This is a genomic window from Deinococcus psychrotolerans, from assembly GCF_003860465.1.
GTDB lineage: Bacteria > Deinococcota > Deinococci > Deinococcales > Deinococcaceae > Deinococcus > Deinococcus psychrotolerans.
The window spans coordinates 292,716-314,338 of sequence record NZ_CP034184.1 but is presented as its reverse complement, the minus strand read 5'-3'; the positions used below and the strand labels follow the sequence as shown (position 1 = coordinate 314,338).

Annotated in this window: 25 protein-coding genes and 1 pseudogene; 10 read left to right on the top strand and 16 right to left on the bottom strand. The window is 62.0% G+C overall.

The window, feature by feature from the left end:
- The first annotated feature begins 255 nt into the window (after window positions 1–255).
- The 6 genes and pseudogenes from EHF33_RS15195 to EHF33_RS21540 all read left to right on the top strand — a co-directional run.
- A complete protein-coding gene (locus tag EHF33_RS15195) occupies window positions 256–1,347 on the top strand; it encodes an AOC03_06830 family ribosome hibernation factor (protein ID WP_124873688.1) in 1,092 nt (363 codons plus the stop codon).
- 90 nt (window positions 1,348–1,437) lie between these two features.
- The gene (locus EHF33_RS15190; protein WP_124873686.1) at window positions 1,438–1,740 is read left to right on the top strand and encodes a hypothetical protein; all 303 of its coding nucleotides are present in this window, start codon (window positions 1,438–1,440) and stop codon (window positions 1,738–1,740) included.
- 98 nt (window positions 1,741–1,838) lie between these two features.
- Window positions 1,839–2,348, top strand: coding sequence for a universal stress protein (locus EHF33_RS15185; protein WP_164473552.1), 510 nt, complete (start codon window positions 1,839–1,841; stop codon window positions 2,346–2,348).
- Between the two features lie 52 nt (window positions 2,349–2,400).
- The gene (locus EHF33_RS15180; RefSeq protein ID WP_124873682.1) at window positions 2,401–2,868 is read left to right on the top strand and encodes a DUF3105 domain-containing protein; all 468 of its coding nucleotides are present in this window, start codon (window positions 2,401–2,403) and stop codon (window positions 2,866–2,868) included.
- Between the two features lie 235 nt (window positions 2,869–3,103).
- Window positions 3,104–4,966, top strand: coding sequence for an HD domain-containing phosphohydrolase (locus tag EHF33_RS15175; protein ID WP_124873680.1), 1,863 nt, complete (start codon window positions 3,104–3,106; stop codon window positions 4,964–4,966).
- 83 nt (window positions 4,967–5,049) lie between these two features.
- A pseudogene (locus tag EHF33_RS21540) lies at window positions 5,050–5,467 on the top strand (IS6 family transposase); the annotation flags it as partial.
- Window positions 5,468–5,619: 152 nt separating this feature from the next.
- Here EHF33_RS21540 and EHF33_RS15165 read toward each other — a convergent pair.
- The 16 genes from EHF33_RS15165 to EHF33_RS15095 all read right to left on the bottom strand — a co-directional run bounded on the left by EHF33_RS15165 (window position 5,620) and on the right by EHF33_RS15095 (window position 18,748).
- Window positions 5,620–5,979, bottom strand: coding sequence for a DUF4342 domain-containing protein (locus tag EHF33_RS15165; RefSeq protein WP_124873678.1), 360 nt, complete (start codon window positions 5,977–5,979; stop codon window positions 5,620–5,622).
- Window positions 5,980–6,164: 185 nt separating this feature from the next.
- Window positions 6,165–7,034 carry an alpha/beta hydrolase gene (locus tag EHF33_RS15160; RefSeq protein ID WP_241191337.1) on the bottom strand — a complete coding sequence of 290 codons (870 nt, stop codon included), beginning with the start codon at window positions 7,032–7,034 and terminating at the stop codon, window positions 6,165–6,167.
- A gap of 253 nt (window positions 7,035–7,287) precedes the next feature.
- On the bottom strand, window positions 7,288–7,572 hold the full coding sequence (locus EHF33_RS15155) for a flavodoxin domain-containing protein (RefSeq protein ID WP_164473549.1): 285 nt from the start codon (window positions 7,570–7,572) through the stop codon (window positions 7,288–7,290).
- Window positions 7,559–7,720, bottom strand: a complete 162-nt coding sequence (locus EHF33_RS21175; RefSeq protein WP_164473548.1) for an NADPH-dependent FMN reductase family protein — start codon at window positions 7,718–7,720, stop codon at window positions 7,559–7,561. Before EHF33_RS21175 ends, EHF33_RS15155 begins: the two co-directional genes overlap by 14 nt.
- Before the next feature lie 29 nt (window positions 7,721–7,749).
- Entirely contained in the window at window positions 7,750–8,571 is an 822-nt protein-coding gene (locus tag EHF33_RS15150) for a CPBP family intramembrane glutamic endopeptidase (RefSeq protein ID WP_124873672.1), read from the bottom strand.
- A gap of 159 nt (window positions 8,572–8,730) precedes the next feature.
- On the bottom strand, window positions 8,731–9,642 hold the full coding sequence (locus tag EHF33_RS15145; RefSeq protein ID WP_206431633.1) for a DUF6544 family protein: 912 nt from the start codon (window positions 9,640–9,642) through the stop codon (window positions 8,731–8,733).
- Complete coding sequence (locus tag EHF33_RS15140; RefSeq protein ID WP_124873670.1) at window positions 9,639–10,484, bottom strand: CPBP family intramembrane glutamic endopeptidase; 846 nt, start codon at window positions 10,482–10,484, stop codon at window positions 9,639–9,641. Before EHF33_RS15140 ends, EHF33_RS15145 begins: the two co-directional genes overlap by 4 nt.
- Window positions 10,481–11,221: a CPBP family intramembrane glutamic endopeptidase gene (locus tag EHF33_RS15135; protein ID WP_124873668.1), complete on the bottom strand. Its 741-nt coding sequence runs from the start codon at window positions 11,219–11,221 to the stop codon at window positions 10,481–10,483. The genes EHF33_RS15140 and EHF33_RS15135 overlap by 4 nt, the downstream gene beginning before the upstream one ends.
- Window positions 11,218–11,925, bottom strand: coding sequence for a hypothetical protein (locus tag EHF33_RS15130; RefSeq protein WP_124873666.1), 708 nt, complete (start codon window positions 11,923–11,925; stop codon window positions 11,218–11,220). Before EHF33_RS15130 ends, EHF33_RS15135 begins: the two co-directional genes overlap by 4 nt.
- Before the next feature lie 63 nt (window positions 11,926–11,988).
- Window positions 11,989–13,530, bottom strand: a complete 1,542-nt coding sequence (locus tag EHF33_RS15125) for an alpha/beta fold hydrolase (protein WP_124873664.1) — start codon at window positions 13,528–13,530, stop codon at window positions 11,989–11,991.
- Window positions 13,531–13,592: 62 nt separating this feature from the next.
- Entirely contained in the window at window positions 13,593–13,799 is a 207-nt protein-coding gene (locus EHF33_RS15120; protein WP_124873662.1) for a glycine zipper domain-containing protein, read from the bottom strand.
- A gap of 304 nt (window positions 13,800–14,103) precedes the next feature.
- The gene (locus EHF33_RS15115; RefSeq protein WP_124873660.1) at window positions 14,104–15,390 is read right to left on the bottom strand and encodes a bactofilin family protein; all 1,287 of its coding nucleotides are present in this window, start codon (window positions 15,388–15,390) and stop codon (window positions 14,104–14,106) included.
- Between the two features lie 394 nt (window positions 15,391–15,784).
- Window positions 15,785–16,441: a toast rack family protein gene (locus EHF33_RS15110; protein WP_124873658.1), complete on the bottom strand. Its 657-nt coding sequence runs from the start codon at window positions 16,439–16,441 to the stop codon at window positions 15,785–15,787.
- 128 nt (window positions 16,442–16,569) lie between these two features.
- Window positions 16,570–17,400, bottom strand: a complete 831-nt coding sequence (locus tag EHF33_RS15105) for a sulfurtransferase (RefSeq protein ID WP_124873656.1) — start codon at window positions 17,398–17,400, stop codon at window positions 16,570–16,572.
- A gap of 216 nt (window positions 17,401–17,616) precedes the next feature.
- Window positions 17,617–17,820 (bottom strand): YgaP-like transmembrane domain, encoded by a 204-nt coding sequence (locus tag EHF33_RS15100; protein WP_124873654.1) that lies wholly within the window; start codon window positions 17,818–17,820, stop codon window positions 17,617–17,619.
- Between the two features lie 214 nt (window positions 17,821–18,034).
- The gene (locus EHF33_RS15095; RefSeq protein WP_241191336.1) at window positions 18,035–18,748 is read right to left on the bottom strand and encodes a response regulator transcription factor; all 714 of its coding nucleotides are present in this window, start codon (window positions 18,746–18,748) and stop codon (window positions 18,035–18,037) included.
- 181 nt (window positions 18,749–18,929) lie between these two features.
- Between EHF33_RS15095 and EHF33_RS15090 the strand changes: the two genes are divergently transcribed.
- From EHF33_RS15090 to EHF33_RS15075, 4 genes are all read left to right on the top strand, one after another.
- Entirely contained in the window at window positions 18,930–19,502 is a 573-nt protein-coding gene (locus tag EHF33_RS15090) for a hypothetical protein (protein ID WP_124873652.1), read from the top strand.
- Between the two features lie 61 nt (window positions 19,503–19,563).
- Window positions 19,564–19,938, top strand: a complete 375-nt coding sequence (locus EHF33_RS15085) for a hypothetical protein (RefSeq protein WP_124873650.1) — start codon at window positions 19,564–19,566, stop codon at window positions 19,936–19,938.
- 99 nt (window positions 19,939–20,037) lie between these two features.
- Window positions 20,038–20,772, top strand: coding sequence for a ferric reductase-like transmembrane domain-containing protein (locus EHF33_RS15080; RefSeq protein ID WP_124873648.1), 735 nt, complete (start codon window positions 20,038–20,040; stop codon window positions 20,770–20,772).
- On the top strand, window positions 20,769–21,593 hold the full coding sequence (locus EHF33_RS15075; protein WP_241191335.1) for an FAD:protein FMN transferase: 825 nt from the start codon (window positions 20,769–20,771) through the stop codon (window positions 21,591–21,593). The genes EHF33_RS15080 and EHF33_RS15075 overlap by 4 nt, the downstream gene beginning before the upstream one ends.
- Window positions 21,594–21,623: the final 30 nt, after the last annotated feature.

Below are 21,623 nucleotides of genomic sequence, written 5' to 3'. Positions count from 1 at the left end.
GGGCTGACGATGGAGGCCCTGTCCTTCCAAGGCCCGGCAGCGAGATCGTGTTTTCCATCGCGCAATTACCGGAATGGTTTGCAAGGGCCACTTCGGAGCAGCGTACAGAACGGGTGACCGAATCAGAGCGCCGCCGACTGAGCTGACCCTCACCGATCTGGACTGAGCGACCAATAAATCTGACCGCGACGCCCCTCTGGGCTCTCGGCGTCAGACGCCCTACCTCAAACACCCAACAACACAGGAGAACCTATTATGTTCAATCTCGCTACCGTTAAGCACCTGCAAGGCTTGAGCGCCCGGCCCAGCATCACTATCACGCTTCCCACCTACCGCACCTCGCCAGACAACCAGAAAGACCCGATTCGCCTCAAGAATCTGGTGACGGAGACCACGAACCGCCTGGAAGCCGAGTACGGCAAGCGCGAGACGCTGAAGCTCAGAGAACAGATTCAAGAGTTGGCCGACAGCGTGAACCACGAGCACAACCTGGACGGGCTGGCCCTGTTTGTCAGCGCCGCCTATCAGGAGGTCTTCAAGCTGCCTTACCGTTTGCCGGAACGCGTGGTGCTGGACGACACCTTCCTGACCCGTGATCTGGTCTTCGCCATGAACCGCACGCCGCAGTACCTGGCGCTGATGCTCACGGAAAAACCCACCCGGCTGTATCTGGGGCGAGGCCCTGATCTGCACGAGGTTCGGGATTACGGCTTCCCACGTGAATACAATGGCCCCGGCACCGGCGTGACTGTTCAGATGGGCATCGGGGCCTCGCCCAGCCGCGAGATCGAGCGGGCGCTGGAAGAGTTCATGCGGCAGGTAGACACCGGCCTGCGCGGGGCGGTGCAGGCGCTGCCCTTCCCGGTGGTGCTGGTGGGCGTGTCCGAGAACCTGGGGATGTTCAAACGGGTCAGCCGTAACACGGAGCTGATCGTCACGGATGTCGAGGGCGGCCATGATCACCTGAGTGCCCATGATCTGGGCGAACTCATCTGGCCCCAGATGCAGGCGGCTCTGCGCGAACGCCGCCAGGGCATCTTCGAGCAGATTGAGCAGGCCAGCGGCCACAACCGGACGGTCTCGGATCTGGATGAAGCCTGGCAAGCCGCGCTGGACGGAAAGGTGGACACCATGGTGGTCGAGCAAAACCTGCACTTCCCCGCGCAGATCAGCGAGGATGGCCGCCGCCTGACCCGGCTGCCCAGCGGTGGAGATGGCCCGGACGACGCCGCCGACGCCGTGGACGAGATGATCGAACACGTCATGCAACGCGGCGGGCGGGCGGTCTTCGTGGACGACGGCGAGCTGGCGGCAACTGGCGGCATGGTGATGCTCACCCGCTACTGAGAGAGAACAGAAGGAGCGTGGGAACCGCATGTTTCACACTCCCCTCGTCGCTTGTGCGTTGTCTCACCTCACTGCACCAAGGAGGAAAACATGAAAAAACAGAGCAAAGCACGCGCCCCAGTGGTCACGCTGACTGCGGGCACCCTGAACGGCAAGCGCACCCTCAACCTCCACCTCAAAGAAAAATGGGGGCGCGGCAAACGGGCACAAGTCCGCGTCGAACGCCTGAACACCAAGGAGCAGGCCATCGACCTGCTCGTCGAACGCGCCAAGGATTGGAGTGATCAAGACCTCAGGACCATCAGAGGCAAGGCCTTCAAACTGATGTGGAACGCTCCCTGGCCGTTGAACGAGAAGTGGCTGTCCGGGAACGGGGGCGATCACCGCGCGTAATTCCTGATCCGTCCAGGTCAACTCGCCAACCATCCATCTCAGAAAAAAGCCGATGCAGAGGCCGGTGTCCAACGGTCTATGCATTCAAGGAGTTCCCCGTGTTTGACCATATCCTTGTCCCCATTGACGGCAGTCCACTCAGCGCACTCGCCCTGCCGGTGGCCGCCGAAATGGCGCGTTGCCACCACAGTACCTTGACCGTGCTGTACGTCGTGCTCCCGCTCCCCATGATTTACGGCGATTCGGCTTTTGCCCCCAGCAATCTGGGGGCCAGTGCACGCGCCAAGGCTCAAGGTGAGCGCCTGCTGGAAGACGCCCACATCGCGATGGGTTCCCCTAACATCCGCCTGCTGTGTCTGGAGGACGGCGATTCAGACATCGCTCAGGCGATTGCCGATGTGGCCGAGCAGCAACAATGCTCGCTGGTGGTGATGGGCACCCGCGGTCGCAGCGAGCCGCAGCATTCCGTTCTGGACAGTGTCGCCGAGGAAGTGATGTGTCTGGTCGAGATGCCCGTGCTGCTGATCCGCGCCCCAAAAACCGCCCCCTCCCAGTCAAGCGAGACTGAGGAATCGCAGCGGGCGGCCATGCTGGAAGTCAGCGCATAACGGCTCAGTCCCTTCAGCCATCCACCCCCGGCCTACTCCAGGAGAACCGACCATGCCCCATATCGTTAGCGCACGCTCCGACAGCCACGCCGACGCCATGCAGGCCGTCTGGATCCTTTACCGTGCGGGCCTGCCACTCCGAGACATTGCCATGGTGTCCCTGAGTTTGCAGCCGCAACCCACCCTTTCGCGTCACCCACTGAGCCCCTCACCGCGCGCGGACGCCGCACCCTTCGACGCCCAGACCTGGTGGGAAGGCTTCCTCGAAGCGGTGCTGTCTCGGTGCCTCACCCCAGAGACGTTGCAGGCCTACACCGCCGTGATCCGCTCCGGCACCTCTCTGATACTTGTTCACGGCACGGCAGAATTGGCGAGGACGGCCAGGCAAGTACTTGAACAGAGTGGTGCCCGCAACATAGAGGTGCGGGTGTCAGCAGACGTTGACGGCTGCGTCACACCTGCTTCCTTCCCAGTACCGGTTTCTCCTCCGGCGGGCGGACTGGAAATGTTCTCATCATGAACCGATTGATCTTCACTACCCTCCAGAATTGCTGGAGCAGCTGACGCACGTGCAGCCCGGATTTTTCAGCCTGGAGCACCGCAGTAGACCTTGGAATCTCGAAATATCTGGGCCGGTGAACACGGTCTAAGCGGCAAGACGATCACCACTCTCGCTTACAGCGCATCCTCGAGGCAGACCCGTCGTTCCCTGAGGCCGCGAATCTTCTGTCATTGCTTAAGGACTAATCTGTCGTATGCTTCCTCTCTTCCAGCCCGGCAGTGTGCACCCGTTCGACTGGGTAGAAGACGTCATCTTCATCCTCGACGCCCATGAACGCTTGACCTTCGTGAACGCCTTCGCCCTGAACGCTTGGGAAAAGGAATCTCACGAATTGCTCGGGCGGGGCTATCAGGACGCCCTTCCGACGAAAGCCCAACCTGAAGTCATGGCCGCTTTCAGGCACGTTCTGTCGACTCAGCAGCGGACGGAACTGGAAGTGTTGGGTGATCGCCATCAGGGATGGATCGGTCTGATCATCTACCCAAATCAGGGCGGTCTGATCGTACACGTCCGGCCACTTCCCAGAAGCACCGGAACGACCACGCATACCGACTTCGACGCGCTGACCGGCTGCCTCACGCGAATTGCCTTCGTGCGAGCGCAACGCACCCTGATCTTCCCGCACGTTCTGGCCATCCTCGACCTGAACTTGCTGAAGAGCGTCAACACCCTGCGCGGACACAGCGGCGGAGACGCTCACATCCGTACCGTCGCCTTCGCCCTGCGAGAAGCGTTGCCTGCGGAAGCCTTGATTTGCCGGTGGGGCGGAGATGAGTTCGTGATCCTCATGCCCGGCCATGATCAAACGGCGCTCCAGGAGCTGCTGGATGAGACGAACAGTGCGTTGCCGGGTCCGATACCGGACATCCTGGCGTTCACCGTCGGTCTGACCATCTGGGAAGCCGATACGGCTTACGAGCGTGCGTTCGCTATCGCTGACGAACAACTCCAACTCCGCAAAGAACTACTCCGGGAAGCCGTCCCAGGCCAGCGCGAAGCCGACTCCTTCGTGACGTTCTCTCAGGAACTCGAGGCCCTTCAGGATCCTGGAGACCTGATTCAGCACAGCCTGAACCGACTGCTGAACCTGCTCAACTTCGATCAGGCCGCCTACGCCATCATCGATGGCGACGAAGCCTTCTTCTCCCATCAGGCCCTCCGCGAGGGTGTTCCGGCTCCACAACCGGCCCTGAATGTCCGGGTACCTCTCGCCGAGACTGGACTGGTCGATACGGTGCACCGCACGCGGACGACGGCGTGGAGTACCGATTACCCGAGCATTTTGGACAGCATGCCGAGTGTGATCGCGCAGGGTGTCAAGAGTGGCCTCGTCACACCGGTCTTCAGTCATGGGCAGGTAGTCGCCGCCATCATCCTGCGCACCGTGAACCGCTGGCAGACCATCACGCCGCAGATGCGAAAGATCGTGGAACTCACCGCGCTACGCCTAGAGCATGCTCTCGAACTGCGCCGCGCGGTGAGTGAAGTCCGCTCGATTCTGGAAGCGGGCATGCTGACGCTCGGCCTCGTCCTCGAAACCAGGGACTTCGGGAACAGTGGCCACACTCACCGCGCCGCCATGATGGCGGCGCGGCTCGGCGAACATCTCGGTCTGAACACCACTGATCTCCACTACCTGCGCAAGGGGGCCTACCTGCATGACCTGGGAAAACTCTACGTTCCGGACGAGCTGCTCAGAAAACCCGGACGCCTGACCCAGGAGGAGTGGGCCGTCATGCAGAGCCACGTCGTCCAGGGGCACGACCTGGCTACCCGGATCGCTGGACTCTCTGCACAAACACTGGACGTCATCCGCTCGCACCATGAGCGCTGGGACGGCAGCGGTTACCCGGATGGCCTCACTGGAACAGACATTCCGCTGAATGCGCGGATCTTCGCGGTCTGCGATGTGTACGACGCCCTAATCAGCGAACGGCCTTACAAGGACGCTTGGAGTCACGAGAGCACTGTTTTAGAGATCGAACGGCAGTCTGGTCAGCATTTTGATCCGGACGTCGTTCGTGCCTTTCTGAGCCTGATGGAGGAGAACGAATAGCATTCCAGTCCCTGAATGGGAATTCTGGGGGATGACAACGCTGGGTTGTGTTGCCTCAACCGGATTGGGGTAGGCTGCCCACCGTGACCGAAGGAACGCCCTACCCCCACCGCTTCCCGATGACTATCATCCAGCAGGCCGTGTGGCTGTATCACCGCTTTCCCCTGGTCTACAGGGACGTTCAGGAATTGCTGCATCAGCGCAGCATTGAGGTCAGTATCGTCGTGAACGGACGCCCTTGAGGACGCCACTCCTCCATGAAACCCTCCGCGAATGGTGCATTAAATTCGGACCTCTCTTCGCGGAAGACCTGCGCTACCGGGAACCCCGCCGGGGTTCCCGATGGTACCTGCATGAGGTCTGTACAAGCGTTGATGGTGTTCGCCACTGGCTCTGAGAGCGGTGGACGAGAACGGCTTCGTGCTTGACATTCTTCTTCAGAGACACCGGGATACTGAAGCTGCGAAGACCTTCCTGACCAGCCTCCTGGGTGAATATGACGGGCAGTCGCAGTAGCGTGTAGCCCAGTCCCAGCTCACACCCGAACTGCCCATGGACACTCGCCGCCTCGACTGGCTGGTTCAGGGATCCCGGCCACACCAGACCCAGAACCTTGAGGATCTAACGGCGGCTCGGGTTCGGTGAAGAACGGTTCACGGGGTCATGGCGACCTGTTCCGGAAGCCCTTCCTCTACCGGTGCCTGGGCAGGGCTGTCACGGGTCACGATCACCTTCACATGGGTCGCCAGGGCGGCCAGGGCACCCACGGCAGCCAGCGCAGGAACCGAGAGGGCCACCAGCCCGCCCGCCACCGCGCCGAGGGTCAGCGAAATACTAATCAGCTCATCGCCGTGTTCATTCAGCACTGTCACGCGGCGGGCATTGCCTTCCTTCATCAATTCATGAAGCTGCCCGACGAGATCTGCGCCGCTCATCTGGAGCTCTTCCACAAAGGTGGAGTCTGTAGGGATGGCCGCAGCCTCTGAGACCGTCGTCTTGTTCTGAACGTTCATGACACCTTCCTCCCGAGCAGTTGTCCGCTCAATATTCTTGACAACTACAAGCCTAGAAGAAGGCCATTACCACTGAATTACCGTTCTGATGCGCCCTGAATTCTCCTAAAAGCTGCCGGGCCATGATTGCTGCGTCAAGTGAAGGGGCACGGACAAACCGGAGACACCGCCGGTATGGGACGCCTTCACTTCATCACCCGGTCCAGAAAATGCGTCAGGGTCTGAACCAATTCGGTGTTGAGTGGCAACTCCGGCTGGGCGTAGGTCGCCAAGTTCTCAGGCAGCGCGGCGGGCGCGTCCACCAGAATATGGTTCATGCCCGCGATGACGCTCAGCTGGGCCTTCGGCTGGGCCGCTGCCAGGTTCTGGGCGTCCTGCACCGAAACCTGCACGTCCCGGTCGCCCTGCACGATCAGCGCAGGCACGTTCAGGCGACTCAGCATAGCTGGAGGGTCAAGTCTCATCCAGGAGATCATGTAGGGCTGCACGCTGGGCCGGAACAAGCCCATCAGCTCCGGGCTGACGGCGGCTACCGTTTGACCTGCCCGCAGCGAGACCATAATCCGTTCAGCTTCCTGAAGCAGCAGAACCGGGGTCGCGGTGTTCGCGTGAAGCTGACGGGTAACAAGACTAAAGACGTTCTCTCCGGCCCCAGCCAGGCTCACGTAAGCGCCCACCGGCGTGTCGAGGGCAGCTCCCAAACCGATCAGGGCCCCCTCGCTGTGGCCAATGACGCCCACCTGCGCCAGATCGGTCCGTTCATCCAGCCAGCGGAGCCAGGCTTCAGCATCCTGAATGTAGGTGCCAAAGGTCAGAACATCTTCTCGCGGATCGCTGACGGTGCTCTCACCGATTAAGCGCTTGTCCGGGCGCAGGACGGCGTATCCAGCTCCTGCAAGTGCCCGGGCCAGCTTACGGTAGACGTTGCTGTGGACACCGATTGGACTGTTGCCGTCGCGGTCGGTTGGGCCACTGCCTGCCAGGATCATCAGCACCGGCGGACAGCCCACGCTGTCCGGGATGGTCAGGGTCGCGTGCAATTCTGCGCCGGGCACGCTCAGTGAGACCTCTTCGCTCCTGGCCTGGACTGTGCCCAGACATCGCGCCACAGTGGGTGTCAAACAACGAGTCGTCATAAATCTCTCCCCTTGGATCGAAAAAATGTTCTGCAAAGTGTGATGCATGTCTGGCTCCTCATCTTCACCAGCCGCACCCGATGGCCTGCGTTCACGCCACGGCCTCCCCCTCCCCATGCTCGAGATGCTCCCAGACCCCGCCCGCCCATTCGTGGATGGCTTCCCAGTCGCGCTAGTCGCCCTTCACGGCTTTGACCAGCATTCGTTCGAGAAGGGGCAGCCTGGACGCGTCGAGTCTGCCCGCGAACAGCCCGATCTCCAGTGGTTCGAGGATCGCCCGCACCGGGTTCAGATACGCCAGGACTTCACGGTGATGCTCGGCCGTATCTTCGCGGAGGGTGGCGCAGAAGAAGTAGATCAGACGAGGCAACTGCTCAAGTTCAGTTGTGTGCCGCTTGATAAACTCGGCGGCCTCCGGCAACCACTTCAGGGCGTGAATAGCGCTACCCACCAACACGGCACGACTTGAGGGCGGTGACGTCTTGAACCGGATGCATGTCCACCCGCGCACTATGTTCCTGAAGGGCTGTTGCGATAGCTTCAGCGACTTCTTCGGTGCTCACGGTATGAGAGGCGTAGGCGACCAGAATGGGTTGATCGGGCATGATGAACACGCCTCGGATTGAAGCTGGGGTCATCGAGAGTCAACGCGCTTCGGGGAAGCTACCATCGTCAGAAACTTCGGGCCTACAGCCACCAACAGGGTCAGCCCGAGCAGCATCAGGCCCATGACCTTCGGGTCGTAATGGGAACTGCTCACGGGAAAAGCATCAATGCTGGTGTTGATGGCGGCGTGGAACAGGATGGAGGTCAGGACGCTGCGCCCAGCGTGGTTGTAAATCCAAACCATGATGATACGAAACATCACTGTGGCCAGACCCTGCCAGAGAATCCAATCCGTTGAGCGTCCAGTGACATGGTAAGGGATGACGTGCCACAGCCACCACAGCGTGCCCAGGCCCACACTGGCCACCAGACAACCGTACCGGTGTTGCAGTGGGTCGAGCGCGTAACCCGTCCAGCCCAGCTCCTCGCTTATTGCCCCAAAAAAGTACACGGCAAAGCTGAACACCAGCGTGAGTGACCAAACAGCCTGCGGCAAGGACGGATCAAGCAGTAGCTGCACAGCGTAAGAGAACAGCATAGCGGCAGGCATGATGCCCACGGAAAGCAGCAGCCAGGTTTTGTTCGGGATAACTCGGTAATCGAACACTCGACCCAGCAAGCGCCGTACACCTGCCTGACCTTCGTAACGGTAGGTCAAACTGATGGCAACACCCGCCGGACAAAAAATCATCAGGGTACTGATGGGTAAGCCAAAAGGGATCAAGCGCTTGAGTTGCGGTGCGAGGATTCCGAGGGCATAGAAGGGAAGCGAGGCGGCAAAGACCCAGCCGAAGTACCTCGATGGTGATTGGAGAAAGGCGCAGTGGACTTGGAGGGGGTGGCTGGTCATGGCGGCTCCAATTCACTTGAGCTGTACAGCAACTCGGTTAGGGTATTTATCAGGGGAGCGTCCGTCGCCAGGCGCAAGCAGGCTGCGAAGCCCAAGAGATAAATCAGACCAGGTAGGGCGAGGATGATCCCTGCGCCCCAGTGAAGGAAACTTTTCATGTCATAGCCCCTTGGCCCGCACAGACTGGCGCACGTCCGTGTTCAGGCCGATGCTCTCGGTGGTGAAGACGGCCCAGGGTCGACCGTCATCAGCCCAGGCAGCAGTGCCGACACTGGGCAGCGTGATCCCGCCGAAGCTGGCCCAGCGGAGAAGCCCGTTTGACCACAGCGTCTTGTGCGTGTCCGTTTCGCCCTTGAACCGCATCGACTCCAGCAGCGTCGGGAGACCCGTGGTGGGATCAAAACGCACCACAAAGGTTTCATGCGCCTGTTCGAACGGGACGACCAGCAGTGCAGTGGCGTCGTTCACGGCCTGCCAGCGCACCCTTGGGTCGGTCAGAAACACGGCGGGCATCGAGGTGGTCTCGGCCCACAGGCCCAAGTTGGCTGCCTGCGCGGTCTGGGGATTGCCCTCGCTCTTTTGCCAGGGCAGTTCAATGCGGCTCACTCCGTCCAGGTACGATTCGTTGACGCGCAGAATCGGCAGGCCGAACCAGGTGGCCTCAATGTAGTGGCGGTAGTTGCGGCCCGCCTCGTGAATGAAGCGGAAGCGGGCAGGCAGGGTGGGGCCGCCGGGAATGGGGCGGATGGCGGCCCGGCCCGTGATGATGGCCGAGGTGATCACCGGAATGCACTCGCCGTAGGTCAGGCGGTAAAACCGCTCAACCGGTGCAGGCAGATTGGGTAGCAGTGGGATGGACGATGGTGTCGCCGCCGTCCCTGGAATGGCTGGGAATGGCGCGGGGGTGACCTGAAGACCCAGCCAGCCCAGGATCAGCAGGCCTGCCAGGCTGGCAACGCTCCACAAGCTAGCGCGTTGCCAGCGCTCCCAGTGCCGGTTTACAGAAGGCAAAGACGGTTCTGCGAGGCGCGGGGGTGAAGCGGGCGTGCCGTGTCGGGATCTTGTGTTCATCGGTTCTCCAGGGCAGCAGTAGGAGCGCCGAGCATTCTGACTGGCCTGCCAGACTGTCCTTGCCAGCTCACCAGCAGGGCTGCCGCCACCGTGAGCAGGGTGATCAGGATGTAAGGCCGCAGCGTGCCTCCGGCGGTGGGGAGAACACGCAAGGGGCCAGCCAAGGTGTTGACCACGCCGTGCAACAACACGACCAGCAGCAGACTGCCTCCAGTGCGCCGATAGACCCAGGCCAGCAGCACGCTGAAGGCCACGGTCTGAAGCACGAACCAGACGAGGGGCAGTTGCGCCTGTGGTGTCCCCGGCAGCAGGAACAGCGGCAGGTGCCAGGCGGCCCAGACCAGCCCGAGAAGCACAGCGGCAGCGGTTGAATTCAGTTTTAGGTCGAGCCGGGGCAGGGCGTAGCCGCGCCAGCCCAGCTCCTCACCCAGAGGGCCGCCGATCAAGAGCACGGCCAGGAAGTTCACGGCCACCAGCGGCCAGCGTTCGGGCGAGGCAAAGGACGGTGCAGTGCCGCCCAGCAGTACGTCCAGCCCCACTGCCGTCAGCATCAGCGCGGCAGGAATCAGCAGCACGGCGGCGTACCAGCGGGCGGGGAGCCGCCAGCGTGTGAGTCCACACAGCAGCGCCGCCGCGCCGCCGCTGCGGGCTGCCAGCGCCAGCGCCACGAAGCTGGGTACAGCCGTTCCTAGCGCTAGCAGCAGGGTACTCTGCACTGTGCCGATCACTGGGCCGATCAGGTGGTGGCCAGCCAGCAGCATCGGTAGCCAGAGCAGCCACGTCAGCGCGAAGGTGAGGACGAAAAATCTTCCGACCCCGCTGGGAAGGTGCGGCCGACTCATGCGGCGGCCACCTTCACGCCTGGGCTTTGCCGGTGCAGCATCAGGTACAGACCGTAGGACATGAACGCGAACGTAACGCCGATGCCAGCAGGGGCATTCCAGGCAGGTGAAGTCCCCTCCTTACCGAGAAAGCTGGTGAAATCGATCAGGGCGTGAATGAGCACCAGCGGCCAGATCAGCCCTGTCCTGAGCACGGTGGCAGCGAAGCAAAAGCCAATGGCCAGGGCATAGCTGACCTGAATCAGAATCTCCGCGCCGCTTTTGCCCGAGAGCAGGTTCAGCGTATGCGACAACCCGAACAGCACCGACGACACAACGGCGGCTGTCCAGAACCCCCTGGTCTTCAGGGCACTCAGCATCAGCCCCCGGAAGAAGGCCTCCTCAGCGAAACCGATCAGGAGAGCCGAGATCAGCAGTTGTGAGGTCAGCACCCACCCCTTGAACTCGGTGCCTGCGGCGAGACTGAAGCCGATTGGCAAGAGCAGAGGGACGAACCATAGCAGATCGCGTGGCCGGACAGGCAGCCTGAATCCGGCGGTGCGCCACCACCCCAGCCGGGTCAGCAATCCGGCGGCCAGCACGATCAGCATCACATTGGCAACGATACTGACGAACTCGCCGGGCAGCTCAGCGAAGTGGGCGATGGTGCCGGTCAGCCCATACACCACGATCACAGCGAGTTCCAGCAGCGTCACGAACCAGACTGGATGGCGCTTAGCAAATCCAGGCCACCTCACCGGGGCCGCCCTGAAAGGAGCAGGTCTGGACGGAGCGCGAAATACTGCCGCACGCCCGGCAGACAGGCCAGCATCACGATCAGCGCGCCGAGGGTGCCGTAGACCACTTGCAGCCCATCAACGCCGCGCACCATCAGTATCTGCGTGACGATCCAGATGATCTGCCCCAGACCCAGGGCTACGGCGGCACTCCAGGCCCAGTACTCACCTGTAGAGTGGGTCAGCGCAGTGCCCAGTGGCCAGGCCGGACGCATCCACAGTGCCAGCACGGTGAGGAGTGAGCCGACGCCGAACACCGTCCCCAGGATCTGACCAGGAATCAGGAAGTCGCTGAACGGGGAATATCGGAGGACGGTCAGCGGAATGTGCAGCCACTCACCGGATGGACTGCCCACCAGCACAACGCCGCCAAACAGTGCACTGACACCGAGGAAGACGAGGCAGCCAATAAGCCAGCGCAGACCAGTTGGGCGGGGAGGTTGAGCCGTGTGGGGTGGTGCAGGCGGGGAGGGTTGACGGCGGTACATCTCCACCACCGCACCCACCACCACGCCAGCACCGGCACCGTACATCATTCCAGCCACGAGGTCGCCGAGCAAAGTCCCGGCCACCACGCCCACGCCAGCCCCGATACTGATGAAAAATCCCACCCCGAAAGCGGAACGGTTATTTGTTTTGGCTTTTATGGTCTTAAGGCGGGTCATGCTGTCCTCCTTGAGAGATGCGCCTTCACTGATGTCCTCGCCGCCACGAGCGCACACCGCCCCTCACGGGCTTGCATACGTCTGGGGCAGCACTGTTTCACGCATCAGCACGCCGAATTTCTCGAATTGCTCGAAGGCCACCGAGTGAGCGGCGTTCTCGAAGGGCACCAGAGTCTTGATGGGGGCCCGGAGCGCCGCGAACCATTCCAGTGTCAGGTCGCGCCGGGCCGACAGTTCGCTGGTGCCGTCAAGAATGTAGACCGGCACCTCCAGCGTTCTGGCGTCCCTCCGGAAATCGATGTTCTGGATCTGCGGGTACATCACCGTGAACGTGTCCATCAAGCCGCGCAGCACGTCAAATCTTTCGATCAGGTTGTACTCGCTGCCAAACACACCGTAGGGGCCGATGCCAGACGTGGCTCCCAGCTTCCGGTACGCCGCCGAGGGCGTGTACGGCTTGTACAGCGCGTCGTACTGGCCCAGGGCGAAGACATTGGCGTAAGGTAGGTCGGCGTACGGCGGCTGGCCGTAGCTGCGCATCTTCGCGGCGAGGCCGGGGTTGCCTGTGTGCGCCGAAAGATCGAGCACATCTTTATAGATGCGGCGGTCGGTTTCACGTACGCTGACCATCTGGCCGCTGCCGATGAAGGCGTAAAACAGCTCGGGTGCCTTCTGCACGGCCAGCACGCCTAGGAGGCTGCCCCAGGATTCGCCGACCAGATAAATCTTCTGCTCGTCGAAACGCGCACGCAAGGAGTTGGTGAGTTCGATGGTATCGCTGACCGCCTGCGCGGGCGTCAAAGTGGAGGTCGGGTCGATGGCGGGGTAGGATTTGCCCGCCCCGCGCTGATCCCAGTCCACGATCACGAAATCGCGCGACAGGTCGTTCAGCACCACGCGGGTATACGGCAGGCCACTCATGCCAGGGCCACCATTGAGGTAGAGCAGCACCGGCTTCTCGGTACTGTACCCACGAATCATGATGGTCTGGTCATGCCCACCGAGCCGCACGGTGGTCAGTTCGGCGACGCTACCGGGCAAGGGCTGGCCGTCTGCGCCGAGGATGGGCGGTGTGCGGGCCGGAAGCGCGATCTGCACGGTAAGGGCGACCAGCACAGAGACAATCAGGCCAGGGACGATCCAGCGGGGTCTGGCTCCTGGCCGCGTTGTGATATTCCTTCTGGCAAGGAACACGCCCAGGGAGGCCCCGAGTACCATCGGCAGCAGAACGACCAGCCCATACAGCCCGCGTCCCAGCAAGAAGGCCAGCACCCCGTAGATCTCGGTCAGGCGGATGGCCCCGGCGGTCGGCCCCAGCAGGCCAGGGCGGGCCAGCTCTAAAGCCAAGACGTGAACGAGTGGTGTGATGAGCAGCGACCAGCGGGAGCGCGTGACGACCCCCGCCAGCAGCCCGATACTGAGGCCAGCAGCCAGCAGGGCGAGGGCCTGAAGTTGGGTGGTCGGCCCACGTGGAAGCACCAGTGCGGACAGCAGTCCAGAAAGGGCGGCCATACCTAGGGTGAGGCCCAGACGACGGGCGTCGAGATAGGGGGCCGTCCGTTTCAGGATGGAGAGCGGGGCAGGTCTGGAGCCGGATGATGCCATGAGAGACCTCAAAAGTTGTGTAGGGTGCTCAGAATGGACTATGGCGGGCGCACTTACACGGGTTATTCGCCACCAGATTTTTCTTTGCCCTTACGATGTTGGCTATCCAGGCCCGCACCAATCGCAGCCCCGACACTCATTCCCAAGGCAACACCGATTGCGATATTTCCTAATGCCACACCGATCGCAGCCCCGAACGTCACTCCAATGGCGATACCGAGGCTTGAATTGCTGTCTTTGCGTGAATATTTAGTTGATTTCTGTTCCATTTTGTATTCCCTCCAGAATTTGGTGTTTCGTAGCGAACAACGATTAAGAACCTTGCTGATCTTATTGTGAACTGCTGTAACAGAGCTGAAGTCTCTCTATTCTCATGACAATGTCGCTTTGTCAACACTGGCTCTGCCCTAGTGATCTGAAGATCAAGTCCGAAATACTTAGAAACGTGCCTACCGGCAGGCCGAGCGCGAACACCTCAGCAGCTCTACGCGTGAGAGGCCGAAGACGCCCAGAGAACAGAAGACGAGGCTCACGGCAGGCATTACCGGGTGGAATAAAGGGCCTAGTCAGAGATCAGGTCGCCTGCGGCACGCTGATTTGGGGGACGACCGGGCGGCGGGGTGGGCCGCGCAGGGTCAGCCACAGCGCTCCGAGGCTCAACAGGAGCGCGGCCAAGGTCGCTAGAGCACCCAGAACGGGAATCTGGAGGACGAGCGCCAAAAGTAGGGCACCGATCAGGACCGTAGCGACCGGAGCCATGTTTACTTTTGGCCGGAGCGCATGAACGATCCAGGTGCCGATCAGGTAGGCCGCGAAGCCCTGTGCGCCCAGCAGCGCCAGCCACGCGACCAGGGTCGCGCCGCCCAGCAGCACAGGCATTCCGACGAAGGCCAGCGGCAGGCCGAGACCGCCGAGGCGCAGCAGCATCAACGCGCCAGCCAGCAGACCGAGCGCCAGCACACCCAGCAATGCGGCGATAGGCAGACCCACAAAGGCCACAGCGCCGTACCCGAGACTGGCAGCGGGCGCAGCTCGCAATTTCTCCCAGACGCCCAGCAGCCGGGGGCGGGCCAGCCAGAGGAGCAGCAGACCAACCAGCGCGATGCCGACAAAGGCGCTCAGGAAGCTGGCGAAAGGATTGGGACGGGGCTGAATGTTTACGCCATTGATGGAGGCATACGTCACCTGTCCACCCACCACTCCGGCGGACAGGGCCGCCTGGCCGGAGTCGGAACGCTGAAGGGTCAGGTCGCCCGCGATCCGCCCGCCCTGAGTAAACCGCAGGCCAGGGTCGCTGAACGTTGTCCAGTTGTTCCCGGTCGGGACAGCAGTGTCTCCAACCGCCATTTTGGCGTTTCCGCCGATCACGCCGCCAATCTCGATGCCGTTGGCCCCCACGTAGGCATTGCGGGTCACCCGGCCGTCTAATTGAGCCTGAGAGCTGCCCACGGCCACGTCGCGTCCGATAACGACGCCAGGGGCCACCACAACTTCTGAACCGGCGGCCAGCAGATCGCGCCCAATGTTGGCCCCATTCTGCACGCGGATCACAGAACCGGCGACGCGGGCCGTCTGGGAGACCTTGCCGCTCAGAATCAGCGTCTCGCCCGATGCCCAGAGGTTGCCGCGCACGTCGCCGTTGATGGTCACCGTGCGCCCCCCCACGAACAAATCACCGTTGACGGTGCCGTCGATCTGTACATCATTGCCAGCAACATACAGATCGTCCTGAATGATTTCAGACTTGGCCACGGTCACGCTGTCGCCGGTTCGCCAGTCGATGGCCGAAGCCATGCCGCCGAGGGTCAGGGCGATGAGTAGGGTGCTGGCGTTTCTGAAAAGGTGATTGTCGGTCTTCATGATGAACCTCCCGGTCGTTCTGAGACGCGCTGAGGTGTCAATGGGCAGCGTGTCCTCTGTTGAATGCTGACCGTATTCTGTTTCCAGAGCGTTACGGCTGGGGTGAGGAAGAGGGGGCATCAACGGTTCAGTTGCTCGACGTTGACTGCGCCGAGACCCACTTCGATGTACAGATCGACCCGGTTCGCGCTCTGTGCATAACCCAGCGAAATGGAGGTGTCGCCGTCACGCAAGAATCGCCCTTCACCTTTGCCGTCCCCAGACCGCTGCTGACGCGCACACGCGCCTTCATGCCCCTTGGGACGGTGACATTCAGCTGGCCGACGCCACTCTTGATCACGGCGGAGACGAGTCCGGTGGCGGGCAGCCGTAGATTGGCGCGTCCGACTCCTCCCTAGAATCTCAGTTCAGTGACCTTCAAGTTGGCCAGATCGAGTGTCGATGCTCCGGCTCCCATATTGACCTTCAGCACCAGCGGCACGTCTGGCGAGAGCGTCACGAGCCAGTGCGCGTCGTCCTGGCCGAGATTGCCGAAGAGCGAGTTGTTCGGCCTGATCTGCCGCGCAGTCAACTGCACCACCTGGGTGTCGCCGCGCTCCACTGTGCGGCGCTCCAGCCGCTCGTTGCGGGTCAGACCCAGGCTGCCCTCGATCAGCGTGCTGCCGCTGCCCGGCCCGACGTCCAGCTGCCCAACGGAAGGAGACAGCTCAATCTCGGCGCGGGCCGCCGTGAGGGGCTGACTGAGGGTTTCGGTGGTCGAGGTGCCGGTGACGGCAGGCCGCAGGACGTACCACCCTCCGGCTGCCAGTAGCGTCGCGGTCACCAGCCCGAGGGTCAGTGGGCGGCCCCAGGAGTACGGGCGCGTAATGAGGGCCACGCCGATCACGATCATGACCAGCGGCGTGCCCCAGTTGTCGAGGCCAATCAGGTCAAAGAGAGACAGTGCGCCGATGACGATCAGGACGTAGGCCCAGCGGCTGACTTTGGGTTGGGGTTTGGGGGTCACGGGCGGGTTGGTGGTCTGGGGAGAGGGACGTTCAGCTGCACTCATACGCTTTTCTCGTGACGCTCGGGGAGAAAAAAGGGTTCAGGGTGGAAACGGGGATTGAACAGATTTCAAGGAAGGGCGATGTCGCCAACTTCCGCTGACAGACGGCTTCTGGAGTCTCCTTAAGCTGGTTACACGGTTGGAACTGGTCGGCCGGTTTCCATCTTCAGCTCAGGAAACGAACTGTATTCTGTCCAGGAGCCCTCATACAGGCGTACACGGGGGTAGTCCAGCAGGTGCTTGAGGATCAAATACAGAATCGACGCCTCGCGACTGGTGCCGCAATACACGACGATGTTCTGATCTTTCCTCACTCCTTTCAGGGCAAGTAAAGCTTTGATCTCTTCCAATGGCCGCAGCTGATGCAAGTTCGCGCCTTCAACCAAAGAATGCCAGTCCACGTTCAGGGCACCGGGGAGATGTCCGTTCCGCATCCAGGTACTCTCCACGCCCAGGTAAGCACCTTCGGGCCGGGCGTCAACGAAGGTCGCCCTCTTCGTGGCGAGCTGATCCTTCAACTCCTCAAGAGAAATGCTCATCGCATCCGGTTCGGGCCGCACGGTGAGCTGAGCAGCACCATATATGGGGTACTGCTGCGATACACGCTGAGTGTTGCGGTACGCGGTCCAGCCACCATCAAGCAGACTTACATCGGTGTGCCCGATCAGATTGAGGGCGTACATGATCATGGTGGCCCCAATCACGCCCTCACCCTGGCTGTAGACGACGACGTGGTGATCATCGGTGACGCCCGCAAGTGCAAAAAGATGACACAGAGATTCAGGGTTCAGGTATTGTGCGGGCACGCCATTTTTGGGCGCACGCAAGCTGAAATCCGAGAGATGCACAGCGTTCGGCACGTGACCCGGAAGATACTGCATCACGTCACTCCGTACATCCAAGACACGGAGATTTTCATCGTTCAGGTGCGCGGAAAGCCATGTGGAATTTACCAGTTTCATAATGTCTCCTTAAAATTGGGGGCGCTAGTCAACGTCATGGAATGTCGGTTGAAAAGCAGCTTGTCTGGTGACAATCAGCGACCAAGAAGAGGGTTTGACGAATTGAGGGATTTCTGGGCAAGCGGCGAGACCCCGAAAGTTGAGGGTCTGGGCCAGGATCAGCCGCACCACTTTGGGCACGCACCAGCGTCGCAAGTAGCGGGTCGGCAGCTTAGGTCAGACGGCGTCCCGGCCAAGAAACGGGGCGTGCAGCAAGGGAGCGATCAGGCAGACGTTGAAGCTCCCGGCCAGAAGCGGCACGGCACCCACCGCCATCACCACGGCATTGCCGAGCGAGTAGCCCCGGCCGATCAGGGCCAACCCGACCGCCGCACGGAGCAGACGGCCAGTTGGCGTGGCCATAAAGTGAGCAAATTTCATAGCATTCTCCTCATGTTGAGAAATGTTTCTCGTCAGGGCGCGGTAACGAATGAGCAGAGGAGTGGCACTCTTTTATGCAGGGAAATCTGTCCCAATCGCGACCGGAACTTGTCTGGCTCAACGTCCTGACCCTAGATCAGACCTGTTACGCGAGCATTACTAGTCCACCGGAAACGCGCCGGTTATGTTGCCTTGACTGGCCGGGTTTGCAGCTTCACCGTGTGGCGCTCAGGCCCAGCGTGTAGCCACGCGCCTCGGTCCGGACGACTTCCAGGCCGAGCTTGCCGCGCAGGTGATGAACGCAGACCTTGACCACGCCGAGGTCACTGGCGCGGCCTGCCCACACCAAATCGAGCAGTTCCTCCGGAGAATAGACGCGGCCGGGTGTGCGGGCCAGCCGCTCGAGCAGGTCATATTCCCGTGATCCCAGCACGACACGCTGGCCTCGCCACTGCACCTGCCGGGTCACGAGGTCGAGTTGCAAAGGGCCGTAGCTCAGAGCGTCGGTCTTGGTTTCGCTGACCCGGCGCAGCAAGGCCCGCACCCGCGACAGCAGCTCGGAGAGGTGAAAGGGCTTGGTCAGGTAGTCGTCGCCGCCGAGGTCCAGGCCTTCGAGCCGGTCTACTAAGGTGTCGCGGGCCGTCAAAAAAAGCACAGCCGATTGCGAACCGGCGCTTCTCATCTCGCGGGCCAGGGTGAAGCCCCCGGACTCGTCCTCGGGCAGGCGGACATCAAGGATCGCCAGGTCTGGCTCGAAGTTCTGGAGAACCATACGGGCCTGGGTAAGATCGGCGGCTTCCTGCACCTCATACCCCTGGGCGGCCAGGGCGCGGCGCACCGGCAGCGCAATGGCCGCCTCGTCTTCGACCAGCAGAATCCTCATGTGTTCAGGCGCACGCGGTTCGGTCGCGCCTTCAGGGACAGACAAGCACCGAGCGGAGTGACAACGGGAGCTGGGGACATGGTGTGAAGCTACCCGGACGCGATTACCGGGCGATTACGGGCCACATAACCTGGAGATAACCAGTGCCCGGTACCTTGCATTCAGCAGTTTACTTTCAGCGGTTCAAGCGAAAACCCCATCACCCCATCTCTTCCCAGGAGAAGCCATGCCCAAGCAGCCGAAGAAATTTAATGCTGTCCGCGCCACCCGCCTTTCCCTCCTGATGGCCCTCAGTCTGACGGTGGGCCTCGGCACCGCTATCTACTCACCCCTGGCCCACATCAGGCCCACCAAGGCAGGGGAGCAGCAGACTGCCCAGGCCCAAGCTGACCCTATATCGGCCCGGCTGCCTGAATTGGTGCCAGCTCCGCAGATCTGGGAGGCCGCTACACAGGACGCCCCTGTCAGTGTCGTGGCCTCGCCGCGCCAGTCGGTCAGCCAGGACCCGGCCTCAGAAAAACCCGAACGTCTCCGGTCAACACATGAGGATGAATCGGAGGGATCCGACGAGGAAGGGCGGACCGAAGACACCTCTGCTGTCCGTCTGGTACGGGCCGTCCAACGCGTTCCGGAGCCATCAGCGATCGCGGCGCACCAGTCGGCGACAACGCCGCGTCTCACCCCACAGGCAGCGCCCGCTTTGAGTGCTCAACCGGCAGCGCCCCTCGTCCGCCAGGCTATCCCCAGGATCGTCCGCAGACCGGCCGCCCCGGTGATCGCGACCACCTCTGCCAGCTGAATTACCTGCCGCCCGCCAGTTCAGTTTCCGTTTTGCTCGCCACCGTTTCCAGGGAGATTCCATGAATCCAAGCCGCCTCACTTCACTCGTTGTGCTCACGGTCGTCGCGTTTATGCATTACCGGGATATTCCCGGCAAGCTCGGGGAAACGCCGTACCTGGGTTGGATGTACATCCTGCTCGTTGCGGGATGTGCCGCCGCTGGAGCTTGGCTGCTGAGTACCCACTGGCGGCAGGGGTACGCACTGGGCACCCTGATCTCGCTGGGAGCGATTATCGGCTTCGTGCTGACCCGGACCACCGGTCTACCGAACGCCACCGGCGACATCGGCAACTGGGGCGAGCCGGCTGGAATCATCTCGCTTGTGGCGGAGGCCGCCTTCGTGGCACTGTCCGTCACACAGTTGCGAATGCGTCCTCAGCTGATCTCTGCCTGAGAATCCAGCCGGCAGGTGTCGGACCGCCCCTGGTGCCGATCGCCCGGCACTCCTTCCAAAGTGTTGCTCCGTTCAGTATCAATCGTTCCGGAGGTACCCATGACCAAGCCCAACGTTCAAAGTGCGCGGGAGTTCTCTCTGGGCGCTCCGTCAGCCCAGACCCGCTCCCCTCTTCCTGCCGCCACCCTTTCCAATGCCGTCAGCGCAAACCGCTGGAACTCGCTGCTGGCACTAGCCCTGGGGACGCTTCTACTGGGCGGTTTCGTTCTCAGTGCCCTGCACCTGACCCCCGGCCCGCTCGCCTGGTCGCTGCTGAGGGCCACTGGGATCGTCGCCTACTTGGCGCTAGCGGTCACAGTGACCTTCGGAGCCCTGCTCGGCAGCCGCTCCGCTCCGGCCTGGCTGGCCCGCGCCCAGCAGTACGGCTGGCACGGACTGCTCAGCGGTTTCGCACTGATCATGGGAGGAGCGCACGGGCTGTTTTTGATGGTGGACGGCAAGTACGCTCAGCCTCTGCGCGGCGTGCTGCTGCCCGGAGCGTCAAGTTTCGCGCCGCTCGCTGTCGGACTGGGCACCCTCGGCCTGTATGGGCTGGCCCTGGTGTACCTCTCGACCAGATGGCGAAAGCGGCTGAGCCTCAAAGTCTGGCGGGCCCTTCACCTGGCAGCGTATCCAGCTTTCGGCATGCTGACGCTTCACGGCGTACTGACTGGCAGCGATCACCTGGGTCTACTGTACGGCACGGCACTCACCTGCGCTCTCTTCACTTTCGGGCTGCGCCTGACCGAGGAGGCAAGCAGGCGCGGCGGCTCCCCGGTGCCTGGCAGGAGGTGAGCCGGACACTTTCGCTGCACGCGCTCGGCAGTCAGATCGTAATTCAGGGCGAAGGGGCCGAGGCGGCGGCGTGCCAGATCGAACAGGCTGAAGCGCTGCTCACCCGCTTCCAGGCTTCGCCACTCACCGAACTGAATGCCCGGGGCGTCCTCCGGGCCCCACCCAGCATTTTGGTTGAGGCAATCGGCCACGCTCTTTCGGTGGCCCGGCAGACCGCCGGACTGGTGACTCCAGCGGTGCTGACAGCGCTGGAGGTGGCCGGGTACGCGCAGACACTCGGTGAGCGCCGCGGCACGGCGGCCACCGTGCTGGATACCTCGGAAGTGGTTTGCACCTCAGAGATGATCCGCCTACCCGCCGGTCTGCGGCTCGATCTGGGCGGAACGGCGAAGTCCTGGATCGCCGAACGCGCGTTTACCCGGATATCTGGAGACGGCTTCATCAATGCGGGCGGCGACCTGATCACCCGGCAATCTGCGGCTTTTGCCGTGGATATCGCGCACCCGCTTGGTGGCACGCCGCTGTATCTGGACTGTCCAGCGGGAACATGGGGCGTGGCCACTTCCAGCACACTCAAACGGGCGTGGGAGGGCGGCCATCACCTTATCGACCCACGCACGGCACGCCCGCTCGAATCGGATCTGATTCAGGTCACGGTGATCGGGAACTGCCCGACCGACGCGGAGGTGCTCACCAAACTGGCGTTCCTTGACACCGAGATGCTTGACGAGCTTCAGGGGAACGCTCAAGTGTACGCCTACGACCGGGCAGGGCAGTTCTGGATCAGGAGCGGCAAAGTCTGGCAGAAGATGGAAACCTGAACGGTTCAATGCCGGTAAGTTAAGGGGTCA

What these genes read in the sequence shown, in the direction of transcription:
- EHF33_RS15195 (WP_124873688.1), top strand. Translation starts at nt 256, where the DNA reads ATGTTCAATCTCGCTACCGTTAAGCACCTGCAAGGCTTGAGCGCCCGG.
- EHF33_RS21175 (WP_164473548.1), bottom strand. Translation starts at nt 7,720, where the DNA reads ATGCCCGATCAACCCATTCTGGTCGCCTACGCCTCTCATACCGTGAGC.
- EHF33_RS15190 (WP_124873686.1), top strand. Translation starts at nt 1,438, where the DNA reads ATGAAAAAACAGAGCAAAGCACGCGCCCCAGTGGTCACGCTGACTGCG.
- EHF33_RS15100 (WP_124873654.1), bottom strand. Translation starts at nt 17,820, where the DNA reads ATGAAATTTGCTCACTTTATGGCCACGCCAACTGGCCGTCTGCTCCGT.
- EHF33_RS15180 (WP_124873682.1), top strand. Translation starts at nt 2,401, where the DNA reads ATGCCCCATATCGTTAGCGCACGCTCCGACAGCCACGCCGACGCCATG.
- EHF33_RS15105 (WP_124873656.1), bottom strand. Translation starts at nt 17,400, where the DNA reads ATGAAACTGGTAAATTCCACATGGCTTTCCGCGCACCTGAACGATGAA.
- EHF33_RS15175 (WP_124873680.1), top strand. Translation starts at nt 3,104, where the DNA reads ATGCTTCCTCTCTTCCAGCCCGGCAGTGTGCACCCGTTCGACTGGGTA.
- EHF33_RS15110 (WP_124873658.1), bottom strand. Translation starts at nt 16,441, where the DNA reads ATGAGTGCAGCTGAACGTCCCTCTCCCCAGACCACCAACCCGCCCGTG.
- EHF33_RS15120 (WP_124873662.1), bottom strand. Translation starts at nt 13,799, where the DNA reads ATGGAACAGAAATCAACTAAATATTCACGCAAAGACAGCAATTCAAGC.
- EHF33_RS15150 (WP_124873672.1), bottom strand. Translation starts at nt 8,571, where the DNA reads ATGACCAGCCACCCCCTCCAAGTCCACTGCGCCTTTCTCCAATCACCA.
- EHF33_RS15130 (WP_124873666.1), bottom strand. Translation starts at nt 11,925, where the DNA reads ATGACCCGCCTTAAGACCATAAAAGCCAAAACAAATAACCGTTCCGCT.
- EHF33_RS15085 (WP_124873650.1), top strand. Translation starts at nt 19,564, where the DNA reads ATGAATCCAAGCCGCCTCACTTCACTCGTTGTGCTCACGGTCGTCGCG.
- EHF33_RS15080 (WP_124873648.1), top strand. Translation starts at nt 20,038, where the DNA reads ATGACCAAGCCCAACGTTCAAAGTGCGCGGGAGTTCTCTCTGGGCGCT.
- EHF33_RS15165 (WP_124873678.1), bottom strand. Translation starts at nt 5,979, where the DNA reads ATGAACGTTCAGAACAAGACGACGGTCTCAGAGGCTGCGGCCATCCCT.
- EHF33_RS15125 (WP_124873664.1), bottom strand. Translation starts at nt 13,530, where the DNA reads ATGGCATCATCCGGCTCCAGACCTGCCCCGCTCTCCATCCTGAAACGG.
- EHF33_RS15145 (WP_206431633.1), bottom strand. Translation starts at nt 9,642, where the DNA reads ATGAACACAAGATCCCGACACGGCACGCCCGCTTCACCCCCGCGCCTC.
- EHF33_RS15090 (WP_124873652.1), top strand. Translation starts at nt 18,930, where the DNA reads ATGCCCAAGCAGCCGAAGAAATTTAATGCTGTCCGCGCCACCCGCCTT.
- EHF33_RS15115 (WP_124873660.1), bottom strand. Translation starts at nt 15,390, where the DNA reads ATGAAGACCGACAATCACCTTTTCAGAAACGCCAGCACCCTACTCATC.
- EHF33_RS15140 (WP_124873670.1), bottom strand. Translation starts at nt 10,484, where the DNA reads ATGAGTCGGCCGCACCTTCCCAGCGGGGTCGGAAGATTTTTCGTCCTC.